Genomic DNA, 19,251 nt, shown 5'->3' with positions numbered 1-19,251 from the left:
AGACACGCGCGCCTGTCAATTTCGCGGGCGGCGTCCTTCAGGTCTTCAACCGCCGGAAACGGCGCATCACGCCCTGCACGGCCTTGTAAAGCCGCGGCTTGGAGCGCACGAACAGTTCGGCCTTGCAGCGCAGCCTAATATAGGCGGTCGAGCCCCTGCCCTTCAGCGTCATCGCCTCGCACAGTTCGGCCAGCACCGAGTTCGAGGCGCCGATATGCTGCTTGTATCCCTGTCCGCCGACCGAGAGGTCGAAATAGCCGAGCCCTTGCGCCCGTGCCCACACCATCAGCTTGCCGATCATCGTCAGGCCCGGCGCGACGTTGGCCACCGCGTCCTGGTCGATCCCGAGCAGCAGGGCGTGCAAGGTGCCCTTCATGACCAGCACGTACATGACAGCGAGATAGGCCTGGCCGACGCGCAGCCCGAACAGCCGCACCGAGCCGTCGGAAAGCCCCTGCAGCGCGGCGTTGCGGTAGAACTCCACGATCGGCGCCTGCGTCAAAAGGTCGAAGCGCCCGAGTTCGCGAAAGCGGTTGAGCCTGAGGTCGAGCAGCCTGCCGAACTGCTCCTCGATCATCTCAGGCGTCTCGGCTTCGACCAGTGCGAGGCCTCCGAGTTGTTCGAAGCGGCGGCAGTGCTTGTTGAAATTCTTGGTGAAGGAGGATTTGCAGATACGCTTGACCAGCGTCTCCGGCTCGCCATCCATGACCAGACCCGAGGCGATCTGAATGGAGTCGCGCGCCGCCGAAAGCAGCGCCAGCGGATTGGCCACGCCGTGGATTTCCCGCGGAATCCCCGCAATATGGATGCGGTCGGCCGGCGGCAGCACGGCGCGGACCGCGGCCCAGGCGGCGTCGGCGTTTTGCCTGGTCCAAGGCCTGGCATCGGCCAGCAGCGGCGCCGAATAATCGCACACGCCGCAGCTCAGCCATTCGATCACGGAGTGGCCGAGCGCCCGGCGCCGCATCAGCGGCAGCAGCATGACATGCGCGCCCGTGGCGGCATCATTGACCTCGACGACGAGCAGCGCGGCGCTTTTGGGCATCAGCCGCCCGGCGATCCCTTCCACCCAGGCAAGGCCCTGGTGGCCGGTGCACAAACCGGTCTCCTCAAGACGCTGCCAGAGCTGCCTTACGGTGTCGAAGCTGGTGTGCAGCCGCGCCGTATAGTGCGCGGTGGCGCCCATGCCTGCTCTAACCGGCGAAATCGGTTGAACCGGTGCATCCGCTGTCGCGACCAACCGCACTGCCTGGCTTGCCACATGCCTCTCCCATTCGTTCTGGGGCGCATGGGCATTATCCACGCAAGCGCCGAAAACCCCGCATTGTTCCCTGGACCGCGTTGAGCAGCCTTGGGCTGGAGCGTACGAAAGCCTCGACCCGCCTGCGGAACTCGATGGCGGTGGTCGCCACACTGCCCCGCATCGTGAACCCATGGCAGAGTTCGACCAATACCGAACCCTTGGCGCCCATATGTTCCTTGTAGCTCTGGTTGCCGACCGACAGGTCGAAATATCCAAAGCCTCGTTCGCGCGCCCAGCCGATCAACCTGCCCATGATTGCAAGCCCCGGCGAGACATTGGGCACGACGCCCTGGTCCATTGCTATCAGCAGAGCATGAACAGTCCCTTGATGCACGAGCAGATATTGTACCGCGATCAGAGCCTCGCCGACGAGCAGTCCGAAAAGCCGTACAGAGCCGTCCAACAGGCCCTGAACAGCCGCGTTCCGGTAAAATTCGACGATGTTCTCCTGGGTCAGCAGATCGAAGCGACCAAGCTCGCGAAAGCGGTCGAGCCGCATCCGCACCAGTTCGCCGAAGATACGGTCAACCTCGGCCGGCGCCCCGGCCTCGACCAGTTCCACGCCGCCAAGCCGTTCGAGGCGGCGCCAGTCCTTGCCGAATTCCTTGACGAAGGATGGCCTGCAGAGACGCTTGAGCACTGTTTCGGGATCGCCGTCGATGGCGAGGCCGAAAGTGGTCTGGATGGAATCGCGTGTGGCCGACAGCAAGGCCAGCGGATTGGCGACGCCCTGAATCTGTCGGGGAATCCCCACGATGTGGACGCGGTCCGCCGGCGGCAGCGCCGAGCGCACCGCCGCCCACGCAGCCTGCGCGGATTGCCGCGTCCACGGGCTGGCATCGGCCAGCAGCGGTGCCGAATAGTCGCAGACGCCACAGCTCAACCATTCGACCACCCAATGATGGAAGGCCCTGCGCCGCATCAGCGGCACCAGCATCCTGGGTTCGCCGGTCGTGGCGTCGCCCACCTCGACGATGAGGAGTTCGGCGCCTTCCGGCAGCAGCCGCGTGGCGATCCCTTCCGCCCAGGCGTAATTCTGGTGGCCGGTGCACACACCGCTTTCCTGGAGGCGCAGCCAGAGTGGCCTGACCGCCTCGAGGCTGGTGTGCAGTTTTGCCGTATAGGCGTCGTTCGCCGCGATGGAGGTGGGATGCGAGACCTGCCCCCCAGGCAAGTCGGTCATCGAGGCAATTTGCACTGCGTGGCCTGTCACATCCTTCTCCTATCGCTTGACCGCGGCGAACGAAACCGCCCGTCGCCAGGAGCCCAGGCGGCTGTCGCGCTGCTGGTCCGGGTGCTCGATGTTCCACATGCGGTGATGCACGAAATACCATGATGCCACGAGCACGAAGATCTCGGACACCGCCGAACCCAGCAGCGCCCATGGCGGGGAGGCGATCGACAGCAGGATGGCGATCAACGCCAGCCCGACGATGGCGCCGCCCAGTGTGATGAACGCGACGATGCGGAAGTCACCCATTATCTCGAGCACGATGCGGGGCATGATGTAGAGCATGATCGGAACGAAATTCGCGATGACGAAAAACCCGATAAATCCCACCGACGCGTCCTGGAGAGCCTGGGACTTTATCATCGGCAGGACGAACAGGATGGCGCATCCATAGACAACCGCGCCAAGGCCCATGACAACGGCCCACAGCTTTGCCTGCGCCCAGACACGGCGCGTTTCGTTGTTGCGCATCAGCTTGGCGAGTTCGGGCTGCGTCATGTTCACGAAGGCAAGACTGCTGATGCGCAGCGGCGCGAACAGCACCAGCACCGCCGCCAGCGGCGCATAGGCGGCCGGCCCGGCAATCCCCGCGACCAGCAGCGCCAGGCATTGCCCCTGGATGTTGGTGGTGGTGGCGCTGAATGCCGACCAGCAGAGCTGGGACCACAGCCTCGCATAGCGCCGCCGTGTCGGCATGCGGAAGCTGATGCGCATCGTGCGGCGCGCCAGCCTGACCAGGACGAAGATGCCAAACACATTGGCCGCCGCGAGCGCATAGAACACGGTCTGCAGCGCGTCCTTGGCCAGCCAGATCGCCAGGCCGGCCATGACCGTGCCGGCGATCGTGAAGGCGGCATCGCTGACGGAAACGATCACCTGCTGGCGGCGCGCGAAGAAGGCCGTGCGCATGTGGCTGCGCAGCGACCATGCGCCGACGAAACAGCCCGCGGCAATTCCGCTGGGGTCGCCCAAGAGACGCATCACGATCGCCGTGCCGACGGCCATCAGCAAGGCAACGACCAGCGCCGCCGTCCCGAAGGCGACGTCATAGGCATCGACGCCGGCGCTGTTGGTGCTCTTGCCCATCCATATCGAGGCCGGAACGGCGGTGAGCGACCTGATGTAGGACAGGCCGACGCCGCCCATCACCATGCCGATGGCAAAGAGGCCGTAGCCTTGCGCCGAAAGCATGTGCAGCAGCGCGATGTTGAGGGCGAAGTGGAAGCCGCTCTGCATCGCCTCGCCGCCGATCATCAGCACGAGACGCCGCACCAGATGGCCAGGAAGTTTCACGGCCGTGTCTCCGCCTGGCGGGCGGTTGCCGCCCGCCCCGGCCTCGCGATGGGTGTCTTCAGCTTGTCGGCGGCTATCGCCGCGATCGCCGCCGCCGCGACCGGTTCGCTGAAGACCGCCTCGTAGCGCGCCCGCCCGGCAGCGACAAAGGAGCGCCAGGCCTCGGGCCGCAGGATGATCTCCTCGAGTTTGGCTGCAAGGGCGGCGGCATCGCCGGGCGGAACATGCCAGCCGGTCTCACCGTCGCTCACCACCTCGACCAGCCCGCCGATCGCCGACACCAGCGGCGGCCGGCCGTAGGCCATCGCCTCGATGGCGACGCGGCCGAGCGATTCGGGACGCCGCGAGGGCACGGTGACGATATCGGCCCAGCGATAATGCTCGGAGGGATCGGGGATGAAGGGCAGCACGCTGACGCGTCCGCCGAGCCCCATGCTGCCGACCCGTTCGGCGAGCGCGCGTTCGCGCTCGGTACTTTCGAAGGCGCCGCCGACCAGCCGCACCTCGATCCTCGACTTGAGTTCCGCCGGCAACGAGGCGATCGCCTCCAAAAGCACTTCCTGGCCCTTGATCCTGTTGATGCGGCCAAGCAGCAGCACCTTGAGCGGCCGCTTGCCGTCATAGGTCGTCGCTTCGGCCGCGGCCGGGCCGGCAACGCCGTTATAGACCACATGGGAGCGCGCGTATCTGGGCTCGCCGAACGCGGCGCGTGTGGCGCGCGAGTTGAAGATGAGATCGGCATGGCTCCAGTGCATCAGGCCGACTAGGATCCTGCGCATGGCGCCTTCGGGAATTTCGTGGATGTGCAGCACGGCCTTGTGCGGCAGCAGGCGCGCGGCAAGCGCATAGTCGGCCACGATCGAGGTGTTGACATAGGTGAGATCGCAATCCCGGAGCCGCCGCCAGGCCCTCAGCACCGCGACCGGCAGCCGCGCCATCTCGATGGTGGCAAGGCGCGCAATCGCCTGGCGCCTCAGCACCCAGAGCGGCTCGAAGACGATCCGGGTCGCATGCGGTTCGAGGATCCGCAAGATCGGTCCGCTGCGCGGCAGGACGACCTCGATATCGGCTGAAGGAAACGCGGCGCGCAACGCGGCGACGCTCTCCGCGAAGCTGCGATCGGAACCATAGAGTTCATAGCCCTGATGGACGCATGCAATCCGCATATTCCCATGCATCTTTCTGCCAGGGGTAGTTTGACGATCCCGCCGCCTGACAGAACAGGCGACTGGAGACTTCAAGCCCAACACCCCTTTGGACTTCACTTGTTGCCGGCATGGTGACGAGCGGATGTAGAACCCGGATCACCATACCAAATGCTGCACGTCCTCCGCCGGTGTGGCGCACAGAAGTCCACGAGCAAGGATCATGCCGGCCCTGATTTCTCCGTCTGCAGGTCGCCCGGTCGCGGCATTGCCTTGTTTCGATACACATACGCTGGGATAGTTGACCGATAGTGAAACAACTCCGGCCGCTGGAAGAAATATTTTACACCCCGGTGCGATGATGGCTGGAACTGAGTCTGGCACGGATATTCGCTGGGCTGTGTTTCCAGAGGGACGGCCGCGCATTGCGGAATCGAGCGGACTTGAAAGCGCCAGCAGCCATGAAACCTGAAATGCCCACCATCCTGATCCTCGGGACGCGCGGCATTCCAGCGGCCCATGGTGGCTTTGAAACCTTCGCCGAGAGGCTGGCGCTGTTTCTTGCCGGGCGCGGCTGGAAGGTCGGCGTCTATTGCCAGGAGGAGGTCGAGCGGGTCGACCAAAGGGTGCGTGTCGACACCTGGAACGGCATCGATCTCATCCATGTCCAGGTCGCCTCGAAAGGTCCCCGCGCGACGCTGGAATTCGACTGGCAATGCGTGCTCGACGCCGCCCGGCGGCCCGGCATCTGCCTGGTGCTCGGCTATAATGGCGCGGTCTTCCTGACCTGGCTGAGGCTGATGCGGCGCAAGATCATCACCAACATGGACGGCATCGAGTGGCGCCGGCCAAAATGGGGTATGGCTGCGCGCACATGGTTCTGGCTAAACGAATGGATCGGCGCCTGGGCCTCACACCGCCTGGTCGCCGACCATCCGGTGATCGCGGATCACCTGGCGACGCGCCGGCCGCGCAGCGCCATCGCCACCATCACCTATGGCGCCGACCCGGTGACATCGGCCCCGGAGGCGCCGGTGCGCGCGCTCGGCCTTGAGCCTGGCAACTACCTGATCTCGATCGCGCGCATCGAGCCCGACAACAACATCCTGCCCATGGTCGAGGCCTTCTGCAGCCAGAAGCGCGACATGAGGCTGGTGGTGCTGGGCACGCTTTCCCCCGATATCCCTTACCATGCCGCCGTCCGCAAGGCGGCGAACGCCTCGGTGGTGCTGCCCGGCGCCATCTACGACCAGGCGGCGGTGAAGGCGCTGCGTTTTCACGCGCGCGCCTATCTGCATGGCCACACCGTCGGCGGCACCAACCCGTCGCTGGTCGAGGCGCTGGCCGCCGGCAACATGGTGATCGCTCACGACAATCCCTATAACAGATGGACCGCCGGCGCGGCCGCCATCTATTTCACCGATGCGCGGAGTTGCGCCGAGCGGATGCGGCAGGCGATGGAGGATGACGCGCTGGTCAGGACCTGCGGCGCGGCCGCGAGAGCCCGCGCCAACGAAGCTTTCCGCTGGGACGATGTCCTGCTTGCCTATGAAACCGAAGCTTACCGGCTTCTGGGCGTGAGCGCCGCCGCAGCCCAGCCCGTCGACCGTCCCTCGCCCGGCGCCGTATGACGGGCTGGTCGCGACGGCGGCTGCTGAGGACCGCGCTGTCGACGGCGCTGGTGCCCGCCACGGCAGCACTCTCGTCCGCATCGCCCGCGCTGGCCGCCACCGGCGAATGGCGTTTTCACCGCGGCGTCAACGCCTGGCCCTGGTTCGCGCTGACGCGTGAGTTTCCCGCGCCGCGCACCGACTATGACTGGCCGCCCTTCCAGTCGCAGCGGCCGGTGCCGACACCGGACGACCTTCGCCGGCTGCGCCGGACCGGGCTCGACTTCGTCCGCCTGCCGGTCGATCCCGGCCCGTTCCTGGCCGCCGATGCCGCCACGCGCACAAAATTGCTGGCGATGCTGGACGATGCCGTCGCGGCAGTCATCGATGCGGATCTCGGCATCATCGTCAACGTGCAGGCCAACGGCGCCACTCATTACTGGAATCCCGACCGCATGGTCTCCAGCACGGCCGCGCCCGAATTCGAAGCCTATCGCGCGGTGGTCGGCACGCTTGCCGGCAGGCTGCAGCGGTTCCCTTCGGGCATGGTAGCACTGGAGCCGGTCAACGAACCGCCGCAATCCCGCTCCTCCAACGTCTGGTCGAACGTCCAGGCGGCCCTCCTGACGGCGGCCAGGGCGTCATCCCAGACGTTGCCGTTGGTCGTCACCGGCGGCTGCGGCTCGATGGTGAGCGGGCTTGCCGCGCTCGATCCGGAACCGCTGGCGGCCTTCGAGCCGATCCTGTTCACCTTCCATTTCTACGAACCCTATCTGTTCAGCCATCAGGGCGCACCCTGGATGCGCGAGCCGGTCTACCGCGCGCTCAACAACGTGCCATGGCCAGCCTCCGCCGGTTCGCTCGAACGGACGCTGGCCTCGGTCAGGGCCCGCATGGCCGGGGACACCGAAACCTCGGAAGCGGACAAGCAGGCCGCCTATGCCGAAACCGAACGCGTGCTGAAGGTCTATTTCGACGCCAGGCCAGATCGCTGGTTCGTCGACAAATATATCGGCCAGGCGCGCGATTGGGCCGACAGCCACGGCATCGCCCCGACGCGCGTCATCATGGGCGAATTCGGCGCGCTGCGCACCGACGCCCGCTACGTCGCCGCCCCCAATCCCGACCGCGCCCGCTACATCGCCGATGTCAGGCAGAGCGCCGAGGCATCCGGCTTCCCCTGGGCCTTCTGGGACCTGTTCGACGGCATGGGCATGATGGACGACAAAACCCGCTCGCTCGACCCGGCGATGGTGGATGCACTCGGGTTGAGGATGCCGGAATAACCGCCTTCCAAATGCGGCCGAGTTCCTTGTCGCCGTAGAGCGCTACCTCGGCACCCCTTGTGCGCCCGGACGCCCCGCCGTCCGCGCTGGCCGCACCGGCCTGTAAAGCGCCAGCGCGATCACCACGAACTTGGTCATCAGCGTCGTCTTGGACGCCAGGCTTTCGGAGGTGTTGAGCAGGATCAGCCAGCCCAGCATCGGCAGCCAGATGCCGGGATGGCAGCGGCGTGCCACTTCGTGCATGAACAGCGCGAAGCCGAAAAACAACAGCAGGGTGAAGAAGGCGCCCTGATAGAGGAGCAGGCGGATGATCGGGTTCTCGATACCCTGTTCGAGGCCGTTGATGCGGCGCAGGCTTTCGATGAGATCGATGTCGGGCCCCACGATCAGGTCGCGCAGTTCGAAATGCTTGAACAACTCGAACATTTCGACGCGGGCATTGGCGCTGCCGCTGTCCGACACGAAGCGCTCCAGCAGCGCGTCGAAGAAGCCGTAGGAGAACAGCATGACCACCACGACCGGCAGCAGCGAGGCGAGCATGACGGCAAGGGCGGCACCCGGCAGGCTGATGCGTCCTCGCCGCAGATAAGCCACGCCACTGAAAAGCAGATAGATGCCGCCGAGCGCGATCGTCGTCACCATCGCCGAGCGCCCGCCAAATACCACCAGCGCCGCGCATTGCAGGCCGATCAGCCCGAGCCGCAGCGGCATGGACAGGGATTTCGAACCGGAGAGCAGCGCCAGCACATAGATCGAGGTGATCGTGGCGTTAGACAGAGGATGGCCCTGGAGCGCCGTCGAGCGCAGGTCGTTCATGAACACCTCGCCGTCGAGCCGGTAGGGAAAGACCAGCGTCTTGGTGGCGAACTCGAACAGCGCCAGCAGCGCGTTGACCGTCATCACCGCGTGCACCACGGTTTGCATGCGGGCGAACGTCTTTTCGTCGGCCTCGGCCAGCATCATCACCAGCAGCGCCGCCGCCACGAACGTGTCGATCATGCCGGCCATGCCGGGGCGCTGCCTGACGATGACGACGACCAGCAGCATGATCGACATGACGGCCAGCAGCGCGCTGGCAGGCCGCCTGTCGGCGATGGCCAGCGTATAGCCTACCGGGTTGCCGAACGTGCAGGCGCGCCAGGCAAACATCAGCACGAGCAGATAGGTGGAAGGATGGATCTTGGTCGCCGGATTGCCGGTCAGGCCGTCGTAATTGTAGCCCACCAGCCACAGCATGCCACCCGAAATGCTGAACAGCAGCGCCACCACCGCCACAAGGCCGTAGCCGGTCACCCAGTCCACGGAATTGCCGGTGCGGGGCGCGGTCGGGGCTTGACCCTGGCCGGCCCAGCCGGCCGCCGGGGTGGCGGACCGGGCGGCGCCCCGGATGGCAGCCATGTCAGGCCGCCTCGTCGACCAGCAAGGCGCCGGTCGGCAACCGCCCCATGACCGAAATGGCTTGCGAGGCCGCCGTGACATCGCGCATCGGCGTCGCGTTCAGCGTGGCGACGAGCACGATCTCGTCGACCATGGCGACCAGCGGTGAGGCGTTGAGATTGTCGGCCAGCGCGCCGCCATCGACGACGACGAGTTCGAAATTGCGGCTCGCCTGGGCCAGCATATGCTGTGTGAAATAGACGCCCTGCGCCTCGGAAAAAGCAGCCTTCGGCCGACCCTTGCCCAGAAGCGCGACGTTGCTGCCGGGCGCGTATTGGCTGAGCGCTTCGAAGGCGTATTCGCCGCGCAGCACGTCGAGGAGACCTGGCTGCGGCTCCTTCTGGCTGCCGCCGGCATTGTTGGTGTCGATGAACAGGACACGGCTGCCCCTGGCAGCCGCCGCGTTGGCCAGCAGGCGCGCCACCCGGCCCCGCTGCGCGGCATCCTCTGGCGCCGACGTCACCAGGATCGACGGTACCAGTGGCCAGTTCGGCGGACGCCGGCTGGAGGAGAACAGGCGTCTCAACGCCAGGCCGGCGACGGCGTCCATCTTCTGTCCGGCCGGCGCGGCGGCGCCGCCGAAAGGCCACCAGCGGCGGCGCGCTGATTTTGCTGGCAGCACGCCCACCACGGGCGCGTCGATGGCCGATTGCATCTGCGCGCTGGAAAGCACCGTCGGCGATGAATATTCCGCGATCAGCGCCATGCCGGTGCCGAGCCCCAGCCCGCCGAAGAACGCGCCGAACACCAGCAGCAACAGCGGCGGCCAGCTTTTCTTCAGGGCCGGCATGGCGTCCGAGATGATGCGCGCATTGGTGCTGTCGACATTGACCTGCTCGCGCGTTTCCTGCGCCCGTTGCAGATAAGTGGCATAGACGGAGCGCACCGCCTCGAGATCGCGTTGCAGTTCGCGCAGCTTGACCGAGGCCTGGTCGGTGTCGAGCGACTTGCTCTTCATGCCCGCGACCTTCGCTTCCAGCGCCTGTTGGTTGGCCAGCGCGCGCTCGTAGTCGGTTTCGGCGGCGGCGGCGATACGACCGAGTTCGCGCGCGATGAGCGCGCGCGTGTCGCGCAATTGCTGCTGGGCCGCCATCATCGAAGGATGGCGCGGCCCGAGCTCCGTGCCGAGCTGCGAAACCTGGTCGACAAGTGTCGCCTCCTGCGCCCGCAGGCTCGAAATCACCGCCGAGCGCATCGCTTCCGAGGTCGCGTCCGGCGCGCCGCCGGACCGGCGCAACTGGTCGACCTGCGCCTTCAGCGTCGCGGTGCGGCTCTGCGCGGCGGCGAGCTGCGTGTTGATCTCGGTCAGTTCCTGGTCGCTGACCAGATTGCCGGCGGCCATGACCATGTTGTTGGCCGACCTGTAGGCCTCGACCGCATTCTCGGCCCGCTGGACGCGCTTGCGCTGCTCGTCCAGCCGCGCCGTGATCGAGTCGGAAGCATCCGTGGCCATCTTCGCGCGCGCGCTCGCCTGATCCGCCAGGTAAGCCTGCGCGATGGCATTGGCGAGCTTCGCCGCCTTGTCGGCGCTCTTGGCGGTAACGATCACGTCGAGGACCAGCACCTTGTCGGCCCGCTTGACCGCAAGCCGCCGGCGCAGCGCATCGAGCGTCTTGCCCGCCTTGTCGGTTTCGGCCGAGCCCGAGCCCAGCACGCCGCCGAGCAGGCGGCTCAACAACCCGCCCTGCCCGTTGAATTCCGGGTCCTCGGTCAGGTTGGTCGCCGCGATTGCCCTGAGCAGCACGCCGCTCGACTGGACGACGGCAACCTGGCTTTCCACCATGGTGATGCCGCCATCAGGCGGAACGCGGCTCGGATTGACGTCGTTGGTGACCACCTGCAGGTCCTGCGGATCGACGATGATCTCCGCCACCGAGCTGTAAAGCGCCGGCGTGAACAGTCCATAGAGCAGCGCCCCGAGGGTCAGCAGCGCGGCGGTGGCGAGGATCAGGAAACGGCGGCGCACCAGAATGCGCTTCAGGTCACCCAGCTCGACGGTCGAGGACGGATAGGACGCGGCCGGCGGTGGCTCCGGCGCATATTGCATCACCTCTGGAGCGTGTTGTTGCGGCAACGAGAGCAGGGATGATTGCAAAGGTCGCTCCGACAACACTCCATGTGCCCCAAAAGCTTAAATTGCGGCTTAAGCTTAGCTATTACTCCAACTGTTAAAACACTGTTAATTATGTTGGGAGCTCTTCTGATTTTTGGCACGGAGTTTGCGTAGCAGAGGCATGGGCCGTGTTGACAGGGCGCGAGCGAGCGGGAAACGAATGGAATGGAGCAACATCTTCCTCCAGTCCGACCGTCGCCCACCGATCGTGCCTAAAAATCGAACACCGGCCAATACCGAATATCAGAATTCTAGGGGTGCGACATGCAGGTGAGCCTGCGCCTGGACAGCGACTGCCTCCGTGCCTTTCACCTGCTGCTGCTGCAGCGCCTGGCCGCGCTCGCCGAGGTCGCGGTCAGCGTCGACGCACGCCCAGCCGGGAGCGGCATTCCAGGCAGCGTCGCGGCACTGTTCCAGCTTGAAACGGTCATCCATGGCTTGCCCGCGGACGGACTGGCCAAGCGCCTGCCGTTGTCGGCGCTGGCATCCTACCGCACGCAGCCCGTCACCGCGCCCGACCTCGTGCTCGACCTCTGCGGCGATGTGCGAATGGAAGGAACACGCGTCTGGCATGTGACCTATGACGGCGCCGGCGGCGAAGCGGCCCTGCTGGCGTCGATCCTCGATGGCCGGACCCCGCGGGCCTGCATCGAGGAGAACGGCGCCGTCGTCGCCGAAGGACGCCTGGGCACCGAATATGGCGGCATCGCGCTCGCCTCGTTCCAGGACATGCTGGCGCGCACGGCAAGCCTGATCCTGGCGGCGGTGACGGGCGCGGCGCGGGGCGCCCTGCCCGCCCTGCCCGAGCCGGAGGACGGCAGGGGGCCGCCATCGCTGCCCTCGGCCGGCAAGCTCGGCGTCAGGGCGGGCAAGGCATTGGCGCGCCGCGTCGTCCAGAAGATCTACCATCTCTGCTACAACGCCCCGCACTGGAAGGTCGGCTGGCGCGAGGCTGGCGGGCGGGATCTGTTCGACCTGCGCGCGCATCCGGCCTCTGGCTGGCGAGAACTGCCCGACGACGGCAGCCGCTTCTACGCCGATCCGTTCCCGATCCTTCATCAGGGACAGGTAACCCTGTTCGTCGAGGACTATATCCACCGCCTGGGCCGAGCCATCATTTCCGCCGTGCCGTTTGGTCCGTCGGGGCCGATCGGCCGTCCGGAGCCGGTCCTCGATCTGCCCTACCACCTCTCCTACCCCTTCGTCTTCGAGCGTGACGGCGAGGTTTGGATGGTTCCCGAAAGCTGCGCCAACCGGACGGTGGATCTCTACCGCGCCACGGCCTTCCCGGGCGGATGGGTCAAGGAAGCGACGCTGGTGTCCGACATCGTCGCCAGCGACGCCACCTTGGTCGAGCATGGCGGCTCGTGGTGGCTGTTCGCCACCGTCCGGGACGGTGAAGGCAGCGCCCGGGACGGCGGCGGCGCCTTCTCGGACGCGCTGCATCTGTGGTCGGCGCCTGACTTTCGCGGCCCCTGGACGCCGCATCCCAGGAATCCGGTGCTGATCGACATCGCCTCGGCGCGGCCGGCCGGACGCATGGTCGAACGCGACGGCCAGTTGCTGCGTCCGGTACAGGACTGCCGCAGGAGCTACGGCGGCGCGCTTGGCATCGCACGCGTCACTCACCTTGATTTGAACGCCATGGAGCAGCGTGTCGAGACGATCTTAACCCCCGGCGCGCTATGGAGTGGGCGTAAGCTGCACACGCTAAACGAGGCGGGCGGCCTGGAGTTCATCGACGGCTCGGCGATCGCGCCGCGCTGGAAAAGAGGTGGCCGTGGTTAACCTAAACGTTTGTTACTACCGGCTACCCGCGTTGGTTGCTTGAGGTTGATTATGGTCCGGAAGATATTTTCCACCACGGATTGTGGAGACGGAAGATGACCAGCATGAAGGGCAGCGATATCACCCCCGCCGACGCTGACCCCATCGAAGTCGACGTGGCGATCGTTGGCGCCGGAATGGCCGGCACCACGCTGGCAACCGTGTTGGCAAATGCCGGCCGCAAGGTGGCACTGATCGATCCGCACCGCGTTCATCACGACGAGTTCCGGGCCGAAAAAATCGGTACCGATCAGATACGGCTGTTCGAGAAGCTCGGCCTCGACAAAACGATCATGCGGCTCATCACGCCATTTGACGACATTCATGTCTTCCGCCTTGGCCAGTTGTTCGCGCGTGAGCGCAGGCCCGAATACGCATTTTCCTATGGAGCGTTGATCAACGGGCTGCGCGATGCCCTTCCCCCGCAAGTGCCGATAACGGTCGGCAAGGTCGCCGAGGTCTCGACCGGACCGGACCGGCAGCGCCTTGTGCTGAACGACGGCAGGGTCATCACGGCTCGCCTGCTGGTGGTCGCCACCGGTCATAGCGAAGCGGTGCGGCGCGCCATCGGCGTCGAGCGGGTCGAGCAATCGAAAGCTCATTCGCTGTCGATGGGTTTCGACCTCGCCATTCCGCCGCGCGAATGCGTCTACCAGGCCGTCACCTGCTACGGCAGGCGGGCCAGCGACCGCGTCGCCTACATCACCGTCTTTCCTCTCGGCGACAAGATGCGGGCCAACATGTTCGTCTATCGCACCGTGGCCGAACAATGGACGAGGGACTTTCGGGCCAATCCGCAGAAAATGCTTTGCGAATTGATGCCTGAAATATCGGCGCAATGCGGCAACTTCGCTGTCTCAAGTCCCGTCGAGGTCCGGCAGATCAACCTGACCACGACGCAAGGCCATCGCCGCGACGGGGTCGTCTTCATCGGTGACGCGTTCTGGACGACATGCCCGACGCCGGGCGTCGGCATAGGGCGGGTCATGATCGACGTCGATCAGCTCCATTCCGTTCACATTCCACGCTGGCTGGAAACGCCAGGCATGGCGGCGGACAAGATCGCCGCTTTCTATGACGATCCGGTCAAGCTGGCCTCCGATGAGGCCGGCATGCGTGTGAGTGTCTATGCCAGGCGGATCACCACCGAAACCGGGCTGGAATGGCGCGCGCGGCGCCTGCGCAACAATACGGCACGCAGGCTGATGATCATCGGCCGCAAGGTGCGCCATTTGGGAATGCGGAGGGAGCCGGGCATGGCGTGAGGGGTCTCCCACCCTTCATCGTCATCGTGGTTCTGTCCTGAGGGCCGTACCTCTAACCTGGCTCCACCCCTCCCGGAGAAGGAAACCGCTGGAGCGCTTCACCGGGACAGCGACATCGCGCTCAAAAAGCAGATCCAGTGCCGTTCGGTGGGAACAAGCGGCTTGCCGACAGGTTATTCCCGCAGGAGATCCTGTCATGGTCAAGAATATCGACCGCGCGTTGCAGGATGCTATTCTGGCAATGCGCATTCTTCGCAAATCCATCATTGATCATGGGCATATGGAAGCCATGGCCGAATTTGACGGCTTGATGAGCGTGACCATATCGGAGGCCGAGCGCCAACTCACCAGTTGGCAGACCGGTCATCGCGCCGAGCGATCGGACCACGCAGAATCCTGACGCGATCTCAAAGCTCGGACCCAACGGAACCTTGCCGAACGGCGTTGGTTTCATGGAATGCGACACGCTGCCGGAGGACAAAGTGGCCCGATTGGTCGACAAGCATAAGCTTGAGAGAGCCGATCGCGAGTCGCGGCTCATCCTCGACGCCGAACGGCAGGCCCGCGACGCAAAGACCGAGCGCCTTCGCAAGCAGCGGCTGTCCGCCGAGCCAAGCGGCGAGCGACAGAAGCCCGCACCGCCGAAGCGGCGTGGGTGACGGCCTGCTCGTTCGCAAAGGCAAAAGGCGCGATCGGTCGATCGCGCCTTTGTTCGACCGGCGAATGCACTAGCCCATTCAGAGCGTGGTCGGTAACCCTGAAGGTCCAGCGAGAGCAGTGACGGCCGAAAGCCGTTCGCGCTTCTGCCAGGTTGGCTTCTCGTATTTCTTCACCAGCCATCTCCCCTTGTTGGAAACGGTAGAGAACACCGGCTTCGGCGCCAATGTCAATCGTACCAGGACGGCCGTGGTGATTGTTCGAAACGCCTGCGCCGGGTGAATTGGTCTACCGTGCTTTCAAATCCGCCGGCACGGGATAGATTTAGGATCTAGAAAGCGCCACAAGCCGCTTGGGAGGACCTTGCCAATGTCAGACACCGCCTTGCCACTGGTGATCAGCGCGCCCGAGCCGCGCACGCTCGAACTGATCTTCACGCCGCCGCAACTGGCGCGCCTCAAGGCGCATTATCGCACCGTCGAGACGACGCCCGACGGCGTGGCGCGGCTGTCGGCCGAGGTGCTGGCCGAGGCCCGCTACATCGTCGGCCAGCCGCCGATCTCGCCGCGGACGCTTGAGGCGATGAAGGCGCTGCGCTGCGTCTTCAATGTCGAGAGCAACCTCCTCGACAACATGCCCTACGAAACACTGTTCGCACGGGGTATCCATGTCGTCACGACGGGCCTGGTCTTCGCCGAGCCGGTAGCCGAGCTCGGCCTGGCCATGGCGCTCAACCTTGCCCGCGGCATCGTCGATGCCGATCTTGCTTTCCGCAAAGGCGAGGAACTGTGGGGCGGCGACGGCAACCAGACGGCGCGGCTGCTTTCAGGAGCCGATGTCGGCATCATCGGCTTCGGCGATCTCGGCCGCGCCCTCAACCGCCTGCTGTCGGGCTTCCGCACCCACACGAAGGTGTTCGACCCCTGGCTGCCGCCGTCGATCCTGAGGGAAAACGGCGTCGAGCCGGCCTCGCTGGACGAGGTGCTGTCATCAAGCGACTTCGTCTTCGTCGTCGCCTCGGTAACCTCCGAGAACCAGGGGTTTCTGGGCGCCGATGCTTTTGGCAGGATGCGCAAGGGAGCCGCCTTCATCCTGCTCAGCCGTGCCGGCGTGGTCGATTTCCCCGCCTTGATGGCGGCTGTGAAGAGCGGCCACATCCTTGCCGCCAGCGATGTCTTTCCCGAGGAGCCGCTGGCAGTCGACCATCCCGTGCGCGCGCTGCCCGGCTTCCTGCGCTCCGCCCATCGCGCCGGCGCCCTCGACATCGCCTTCAAACGCATGGGCGACATGGTGCTGGAGGACATGGACCTGATCGACCGTGGCCTGCCGCCGCTGCGCTCCAAACGCGCCGAGCGCGAGACGGTGTCGAGGATGCGCTCGAAGCCGTCCGACAGGAATTGAGCAACCGCGCCGGTGTGAGCATTGCTCGACCGCATCGACGAGGTTTTGTACCAAACCGTACGTTGAATCCCCTTTGAGATGCACCTTCGGAGGCGTAAAAAACAACCTCAGGGAGGTAGCGATGGTTGGAAGCCATATAGACGTGGCGCGGGCAGCTATCGAAGCCAGCCTCCTGCTACGACATCGTTCCATTGCTGGAAACATCGCCTTTCGCCGTGAAATGGACCATTCCAGGCGCGCGATCGCGCAATCGCGCGAGCTTCTGAAACAGCTTCGCCAACGCCAACGCGATGACAACGGTCAAGCCTGGGAAGCTACAGACCCGGTTCCCGTCTCAGCGTTCGATGCCGACATTCTGCGCGCTGTATTTCGAGATCTGGTTTCGCAAGCGAACGTGCCCGAGTGTCAATGGCGCGATCTGGCCAAAAGCCTGGTTCACGAGTTTACCGGCTGCGAGCTGGCCGAGACCGGCTTGATAGAATGGCTCATCCACAAATAGTGACCCGCAAAGGTCCGTGAGCCCGTCTCCCAGAGGTGCCCGCGCTTCCTGATGGAACGATCGCGCCGCCGGCTGGTTTTGCAAATGGCCGGGCGGTGGGAAGCCCGGCGTACTCGGAAGGCCCGTCACGAGTCGCGTCGGTGGCGGGCCTTTCCATATCCAGCAGCGATATTGGCCGAAGGTCCCATTCGTGGCCGTGCAGTGGGCGCCCTTCTCCGAACCGGTCCTGGTCGGCCAGGCCTTCGTGCTGACCGGAGCGGGGCCGACCTGCCTGCCGGTCATCATGCGCCAGCAAGTCGGCAGGATCAGCCTGCGCCACGCGATGCGGATGTGCGGCGACGTCAGCCTCGACCAGCTTGTGGCCAGCCTCGCGCGCGAACGCTAGAGTGGTCTGGGCCAATGACGATTTGGCCGGGCCAGCAAGAGGATCGCGATGCTCAACACGGTCGACTATGGCGGCAAGGAAGCCGATATCGTCCATGCGCTGGAGGAAGACATCATCTTTGGCCGGCTGGCGCCCGGCACGCGGCTGGTCGAGGACGTGCTGCTGGCCCGCTTCCCGGTCTCGCGCCACACCATCCGCCAGGCCCTCTACCAGCTGGAAAGGCTTGGCGTCGCCACGCGCGAGCGCAACAAGGGCGCCACGGTGCGCCGGCTCGCCCCCGAGGAAGTCCGCCAGATATATGAGGTGCGCGAGATGCTGCAGCGCCAGGCCGCGCTGATGATCCGGCTGCCGGCGAGCGAGGCGCTGATCGCCGAGCTGATCGAGATCCACCGCGTCTACAGCACCCATGTCGACGCCGGCTACCTCAGAGGCATCCATGAGGCCAACGACCGCTTCCACCTCACCATGTTCTCGGCCTGCGGCAACGCCTATCTCGTGTCCTCGATCGAGCACTATATGCGCCTCAGCCTGCCGGTACGGGCGAATTCGCTGGCCGACCGGGACAAGCTCGAAATCTCGCGCCAGCATCATCTGATGATGATCGAGGCGCTGAAGCGCAGCGACAATTGGGTGCTGGCGCAGCTCTGTGTCGATCACCTGCAGCCGAGCAAGGCGTTTTATCTGAGGGAGGTCGAGATGGGACCGGTGGGCCGCGACGCCGGCTAAGGATGATGACGGACAGTGCCGGGGTACAGGTGACGCGCCGCTGCCGCGCCATTCTATCTGACCTTGATGACGACCTTGCCTTTTGCCCGTCCGGTCCCGACATAGGCCAATGCTTCGTTGGTCTGTTCGAATGGGAAGACCCGATCGACGACTGGGCGTACGGCGCCGGATTCGATGAGCGACGTGATCTTGCCCAGCTGGTCGCCCTGCGCCCACATGAACAGGAACGAATAGTCGACACCGGCGCGTTTTGCCTTGCGGCGTATGCCACGGCTGAGCAGGCCCACGATCAGCCTCAGGACGATGTTGAGGCCTTGTTTCCTGGCAAAGTCGGAATCCGGGGGACCGGAGATGGAGATCAGCTTGCCGCCCGGCTTCAGAACGCGCAGCGATTTTGCGAGCGTCTTGGCGTCCTGGCTGTTCAGGATAACGTCGTAGCCCTGCAGGACGTTTTCGAAATCGTCCTTCTTGTAATCGACGACGATATCGGCGCCGAGACTTTTGACCAGATCGGTGCTCGCCGCGCTCGCTGTTGTCGCGACCGTCGCGCCAAGATGCTTCGCCAGCTGGATGGCGAAGGTCCCCACACCGCCGGAACCGGCCTGGATGAAGACTTTCTGGCCCTTCCTCAGTTTGGCTTTCTCGACCAGCACCTGCCAGGCAGTCAGGCCGACGAGCGGGATCGAGGCGGCCTCTTCCATGCTGAGGTTTTTTGGCTTCAGGGCCACGTCGGCTTCGTTCATGGCTATGGATTGCGCGAATGTCCCGATCCGGCCATCGCGCGGCCGGGCATAGACTTCGTCGCCTGGCTTGAAGCCGCGGACTTTCGATCCGACCCGCACGACGATTCCTGCCACGTCGTGGCCCAGAATGAAGGGCGGGCGATAGGGCAGGATGGGTTTGAACTCTCCGTCCCGGACTTTGGCATCCAGGAGGTTCACGGCGGCGGCATAGATCTCGACCAGGACATCATCGTCCCGCGGATCCGGCTCTGGCATTTCGGCCAGCCGCAGGGCGCCCTTCTTCTGATATTTGTCGACGACAAAGGCTTTCATCATGGTCACTTTCTGAAA

The 19,251-nt window shown here is 65.0% G+C and carries 17 protein-coding genes; 10 read left to right on the top strand and 7 right to left on the bottom strand.

Features of this window, described 5'->3' with window-relative positions; all coding sequences use genetic code 11:
- Positions 1 to 37 precede the first annotated feature (37 nt).
- From FJ950_RS19010 to FJ950_RS18995, 4 genes are all read right to left on the bottom strand, one after another.
- Positions 38 to 1,186: a GNAT family N-acetyltransferase gene (locus tag FJ950_RS19010; protein ID WP_246681343.1), complete on the bottom strand. Its 1,149-nt coding sequence runs from the start codon at positions 1,184 to 1,186 to the stop codon at positions 38 to 40.
- Positions 1,187 to 1,295: 109 nt separating this feature from the next.
- Positions 1,296 to 2,516, bottom strand: a complete 1,221-nt coding sequence (locus tag FJ950_RS19005) for a GNAT family N-acetyltransferase (RefSeq protein ID WP_140617924.1) — start codon at positions 2,514 to 2,516, stop codon at positions 1,296 to 1,298.
- A 9-nt stretch (positions 2,517 to 2,525) separates the two neighbouring features.
- Positions 2,526 to 3,827 (bottom strand): hypothetical protein, encoded by a 1,302-nt coding sequence (locus tag FJ950_RS19000; RefSeq protein ID WP_015316841.1) that lies wholly within the window; start codon positions 3,825 to 3,827, stop codon positions 2,526 to 2,528.
- Positions 3,824 to 4,993, bottom strand: coding sequence for a glycosyltransferase family 4 protein (locus FJ950_RS18995; RefSeq protein WP_140617923.1), 1,170 nt, complete (start codon positions 4,991 to 4,993; stop codon positions 3,824 to 3,826). The genes FJ950_RS19000 and FJ950_RS18995 overlap by 4 nt, the downstream gene beginning before the upstream one ends.
- Positions 4,994 to 5,433: 440 nt before the next feature.
- Between FJ950_RS18995 and FJ950_RS18990 the strand changes: the two genes are divergently transcribed.
- Both FJ950_RS18990 and FJ950_RS18985 read left to right on the top strand, forming a co-directional pair.
- Positions 5,434 to 6,603, top strand: coding sequence for a DUF1972 domain-containing protein (locus FJ950_RS18990; protein ID WP_140617922.1), 1,170 nt, complete (start codon positions 5,434 to 5,436; stop codon positions 6,601 to 6,603).
- Complete coding sequence (locus tag FJ950_RS18985) at positions 6,600 to 7,868, top strand: cellulase family glycosylhydrolase (protein ID WP_140617921.1); 1,269 nt, start codon at positions 6,600 to 6,602, stop codon at positions 7,866 to 7,868. Before FJ950_RS18990 ends, FJ950_RS18985 begins: the two co-directional genes overlap by 4 nt.
- A gap of 42 nt (positions 7,869 to 7,910) precedes the next feature.
- Here FJ950_RS18985 and FJ950_RS18980 read toward each other — a convergent pair whose 3' ends face one another.
- Positions 7,911 to 9,266, bottom strand: a complete 1,356-nt coding sequence (locus tag FJ950_RS18980) for a VpsF family polysaccharide biosynthesis protein (RefSeq protein ID WP_181171322.1) — start codon at positions 9,264 to 9,266, stop codon at positions 7,911 to 7,913.
- A 1-nt stretch (position 9,267) separates the two neighbouring features.
- Positions 9,268 to 11,400, bottom strand: a complete 2,133-nt coding sequence (locus FJ950_RS18975; RefSeq protein ID WP_140617920.1) for a Wzz/FepE/Etk N-terminal domain-containing protein — start codon at positions 11,398 to 11,400, stop codon at positions 9,268 to 9,270.
- 282 nt (positions 11,401 to 11,682) lie between these two features.
- On the opposite strand from FJ950_RS18975, the gene FJ950_RS18970 reads away from it, so the two are divergent.
- From FJ950_RS18970 to FJ950_RS18935, 8 genes are all read left to right on the top strand, one after another.
- Complete coding sequence (locus FJ950_RS18970) at positions 11,683 to 13,206, top strand: formyl transferase (RefSeq protein ID WP_140617919.1); 1,524 nt, start codon at positions 11,683 to 11,685, stop codon at positions 13,204 to 13,206.
- Positions 13,207 to 13,301: 95 nt separating this feature from the next.
- Entirely contained in the window at positions 13,302 to 14,510 is a 1,209-nt protein-coding gene (locus tag FJ950_RS18965; RefSeq protein ID WP_181171320.1) for an NAD(P)/FAD-dependent oxidoreductase, read from the top strand.
- Positions 14,511 to 14,706: 196 nt separating this feature from the next.
- Positions 14,707 to 14,910, top strand: coding sequence for a hypothetical protein (locus FJ950_RS18960; protein WP_140617918.1), 204 nt, complete (start codon positions 14,707 to 14,709; stop codon positions 14,908 to 14,910).
- Positions 14,911 to 14,962: 52 nt separating this feature from the next.
- A complete protein-coding gene (locus tag FJ950_RS18955) occupies positions 14,963 to 15,169 on the top strand; it encodes a hypothetical protein (protein WP_041163398.1) in 207 nt (68 codons plus the stop codon).
- A 367-nt stretch (positions 15,170 to 15,536) separates the two neighbouring features.
- A complete protein-coding gene (locus FJ950_RS18950) occupies positions 15,537 to 16,568 on the top strand; it encodes a hydroxyacid dehydrogenase (protein ID WP_140617917.1) in 1,032 nt (343 codons plus the stop codon).
- Positions 16,569 to 16,689: 121 nt separating this feature from the next.
- On the top strand, positions 16,690 to 17,067 hold the full coding sequence (locus FJ950_RS18945) for a hypothetical protein (protein WP_140617916.1): 378 nt from the start codon (positions 16,690 to 16,692) through the stop codon (positions 17,065 to 17,067).
- Between the two features lie 190 nt (positions 17,068 to 17,257).
- Positions 17,258 to 17,452, top strand: a complete 195-nt coding sequence (locus tag FJ950_RS18940; RefSeq protein WP_246681342.1) for a hypothetical protein — start codon at positions 17,258 to 17,260, stop codon at positions 17,450 to 17,452.
- A gap of 48 nt (positions 17,453 to 17,500) precedes the next feature.
- Positions 17,501 to 18,178, top strand: a complete 678-nt coding sequence (locus tag FJ950_RS18935; RefSeq protein WP_015316829.1) for a GntR family transcriptional regulator — start codon at positions 17,501 to 17,503, stop codon at positions 18,176 to 18,178.
- Between the two features lie 53 nt (positions 18,179 to 18,231).
- Here the strand turns inward: FJ950_RS18935 and FJ950_RS18930 are convergent, their stop codons facing one another.
- A complete protein-coding gene (locus FJ950_RS18930; protein ID WP_041163779.1) occupies positions 18,232 to 19,233 on the bottom strand; it encodes an NADP-dependent oxidoreductase in 1,002 nt (333 codons plus the stop codon).
- Positions 19,234 to 19,251: the final 18 nt, after the last annotated feature.

Source organism: Mesorhizobium sp. B2-3-14, assembly GCF_006442175.1.
Taxonomy (GTDB): domain Bacteria; phylum Pseudomonadota; class Alphaproteobacteria; order Rhizobiales; family Rhizobiaceae; genus Mesorhizobium; species Mesorhizobium australicum.
The sequence above is the reverse complement of the archived record's forward strand: the minus strand, read 5'-3'. Positions and strand labels throughout refer to the sequence as shown.

Excerpts from the sequence above, each read along its gene's own strand:
- FJ950_RS19010 (WP_246681343.1), bottom strand. The coding sequence starts at position 1,186 with ATGGGCGCCACCGCGCACTATACGGCGCGGCTGCACACCAGCTTCGAC.
- FJ950_RS18935 (WP_015316829.1), top strand. The coding sequence starts at position 17,501 with ATGCTCAACACGGTCGACTATGGCGGCAAGGAAGCCGATATCGTCCAT.
- FJ950_RS18930 (WP_041163779.1), bottom strand. The coding sequence starts at position 19,233 with ATGAAAGCCTTTGTCGTCGACAAATATCAGAAGAAGGGCGCCCTGCGG.
- FJ950_RS18995 (WP_140617923.1), bottom strand. The coding sequence starts at position 4,993 with ATGCGGATTGCATGCGTCCATCAGGGCTATGAACTCTATGGTTCCGAT.
- FJ950_RS18970 (WP_140617919.1), top strand. The coding sequence starts at position 11,683 with ATGCAGGTGAGCCTGCGCCTGGACAGCGACTGCCTCCGTGCCTTTCAC.
- FJ950_RS18955 (WP_041163398.1), top strand. The coding sequence starts at position 14,963 with ATGGAATGCGACACGCTGCCGGAGGACAAAGTGGCCCGATTGGTCGAC.
- FJ950_RS18990 (WP_140617922.1), top strand. The coding sequence starts at position 5,434 with ATGAAACCTGAAATGCCCACCATCCTGATCCTCGGGACGCGCGGCATT.
- FJ950_RS18980 (WP_181171322.1), bottom strand. The coding sequence starts at position 9,266 with ATGGCTGCCATCCGGGGCGCCGCCCGGTCCGCCACCCCGGCGGCCGGC.
- FJ950_RS18945 (WP_140617916.1), top strand. The coding sequence starts at position 16,690 with ATGGTTGGAAGCCATATAGACGTGGCGCGGGCAGCTATCGAAGCCAGC.
- FJ950_RS18985 (WP_140617921.1), top strand. The coding sequence starts at position 6,600 with ATGACGGGCTGGTCGCGACGGCGGCTGCTGAGGACCGCGCTGTCGACG.
- FJ950_RS18950 (WP_140617917.1), top strand. The coding sequence starts at position 15,537 with ATGTCAGACACCGCCTTGCCACTGGTGATCAGCGCGCCCGAGCCGCGC.
- FJ950_RS18960 (WP_140617918.1), top strand. The coding sequence starts at position 14,707 with ATGGTCAAGAATATCGACCGCGCGTTGCAGGATGCTATTCTGGCAATG.
- FJ950_RS18965 (WP_181171320.1), top strand. The coding sequence starts at position 13,302 with ATGACCAGCATGAAGGGCAGCGATATCACCCCCGCCGACGCTGACCCC.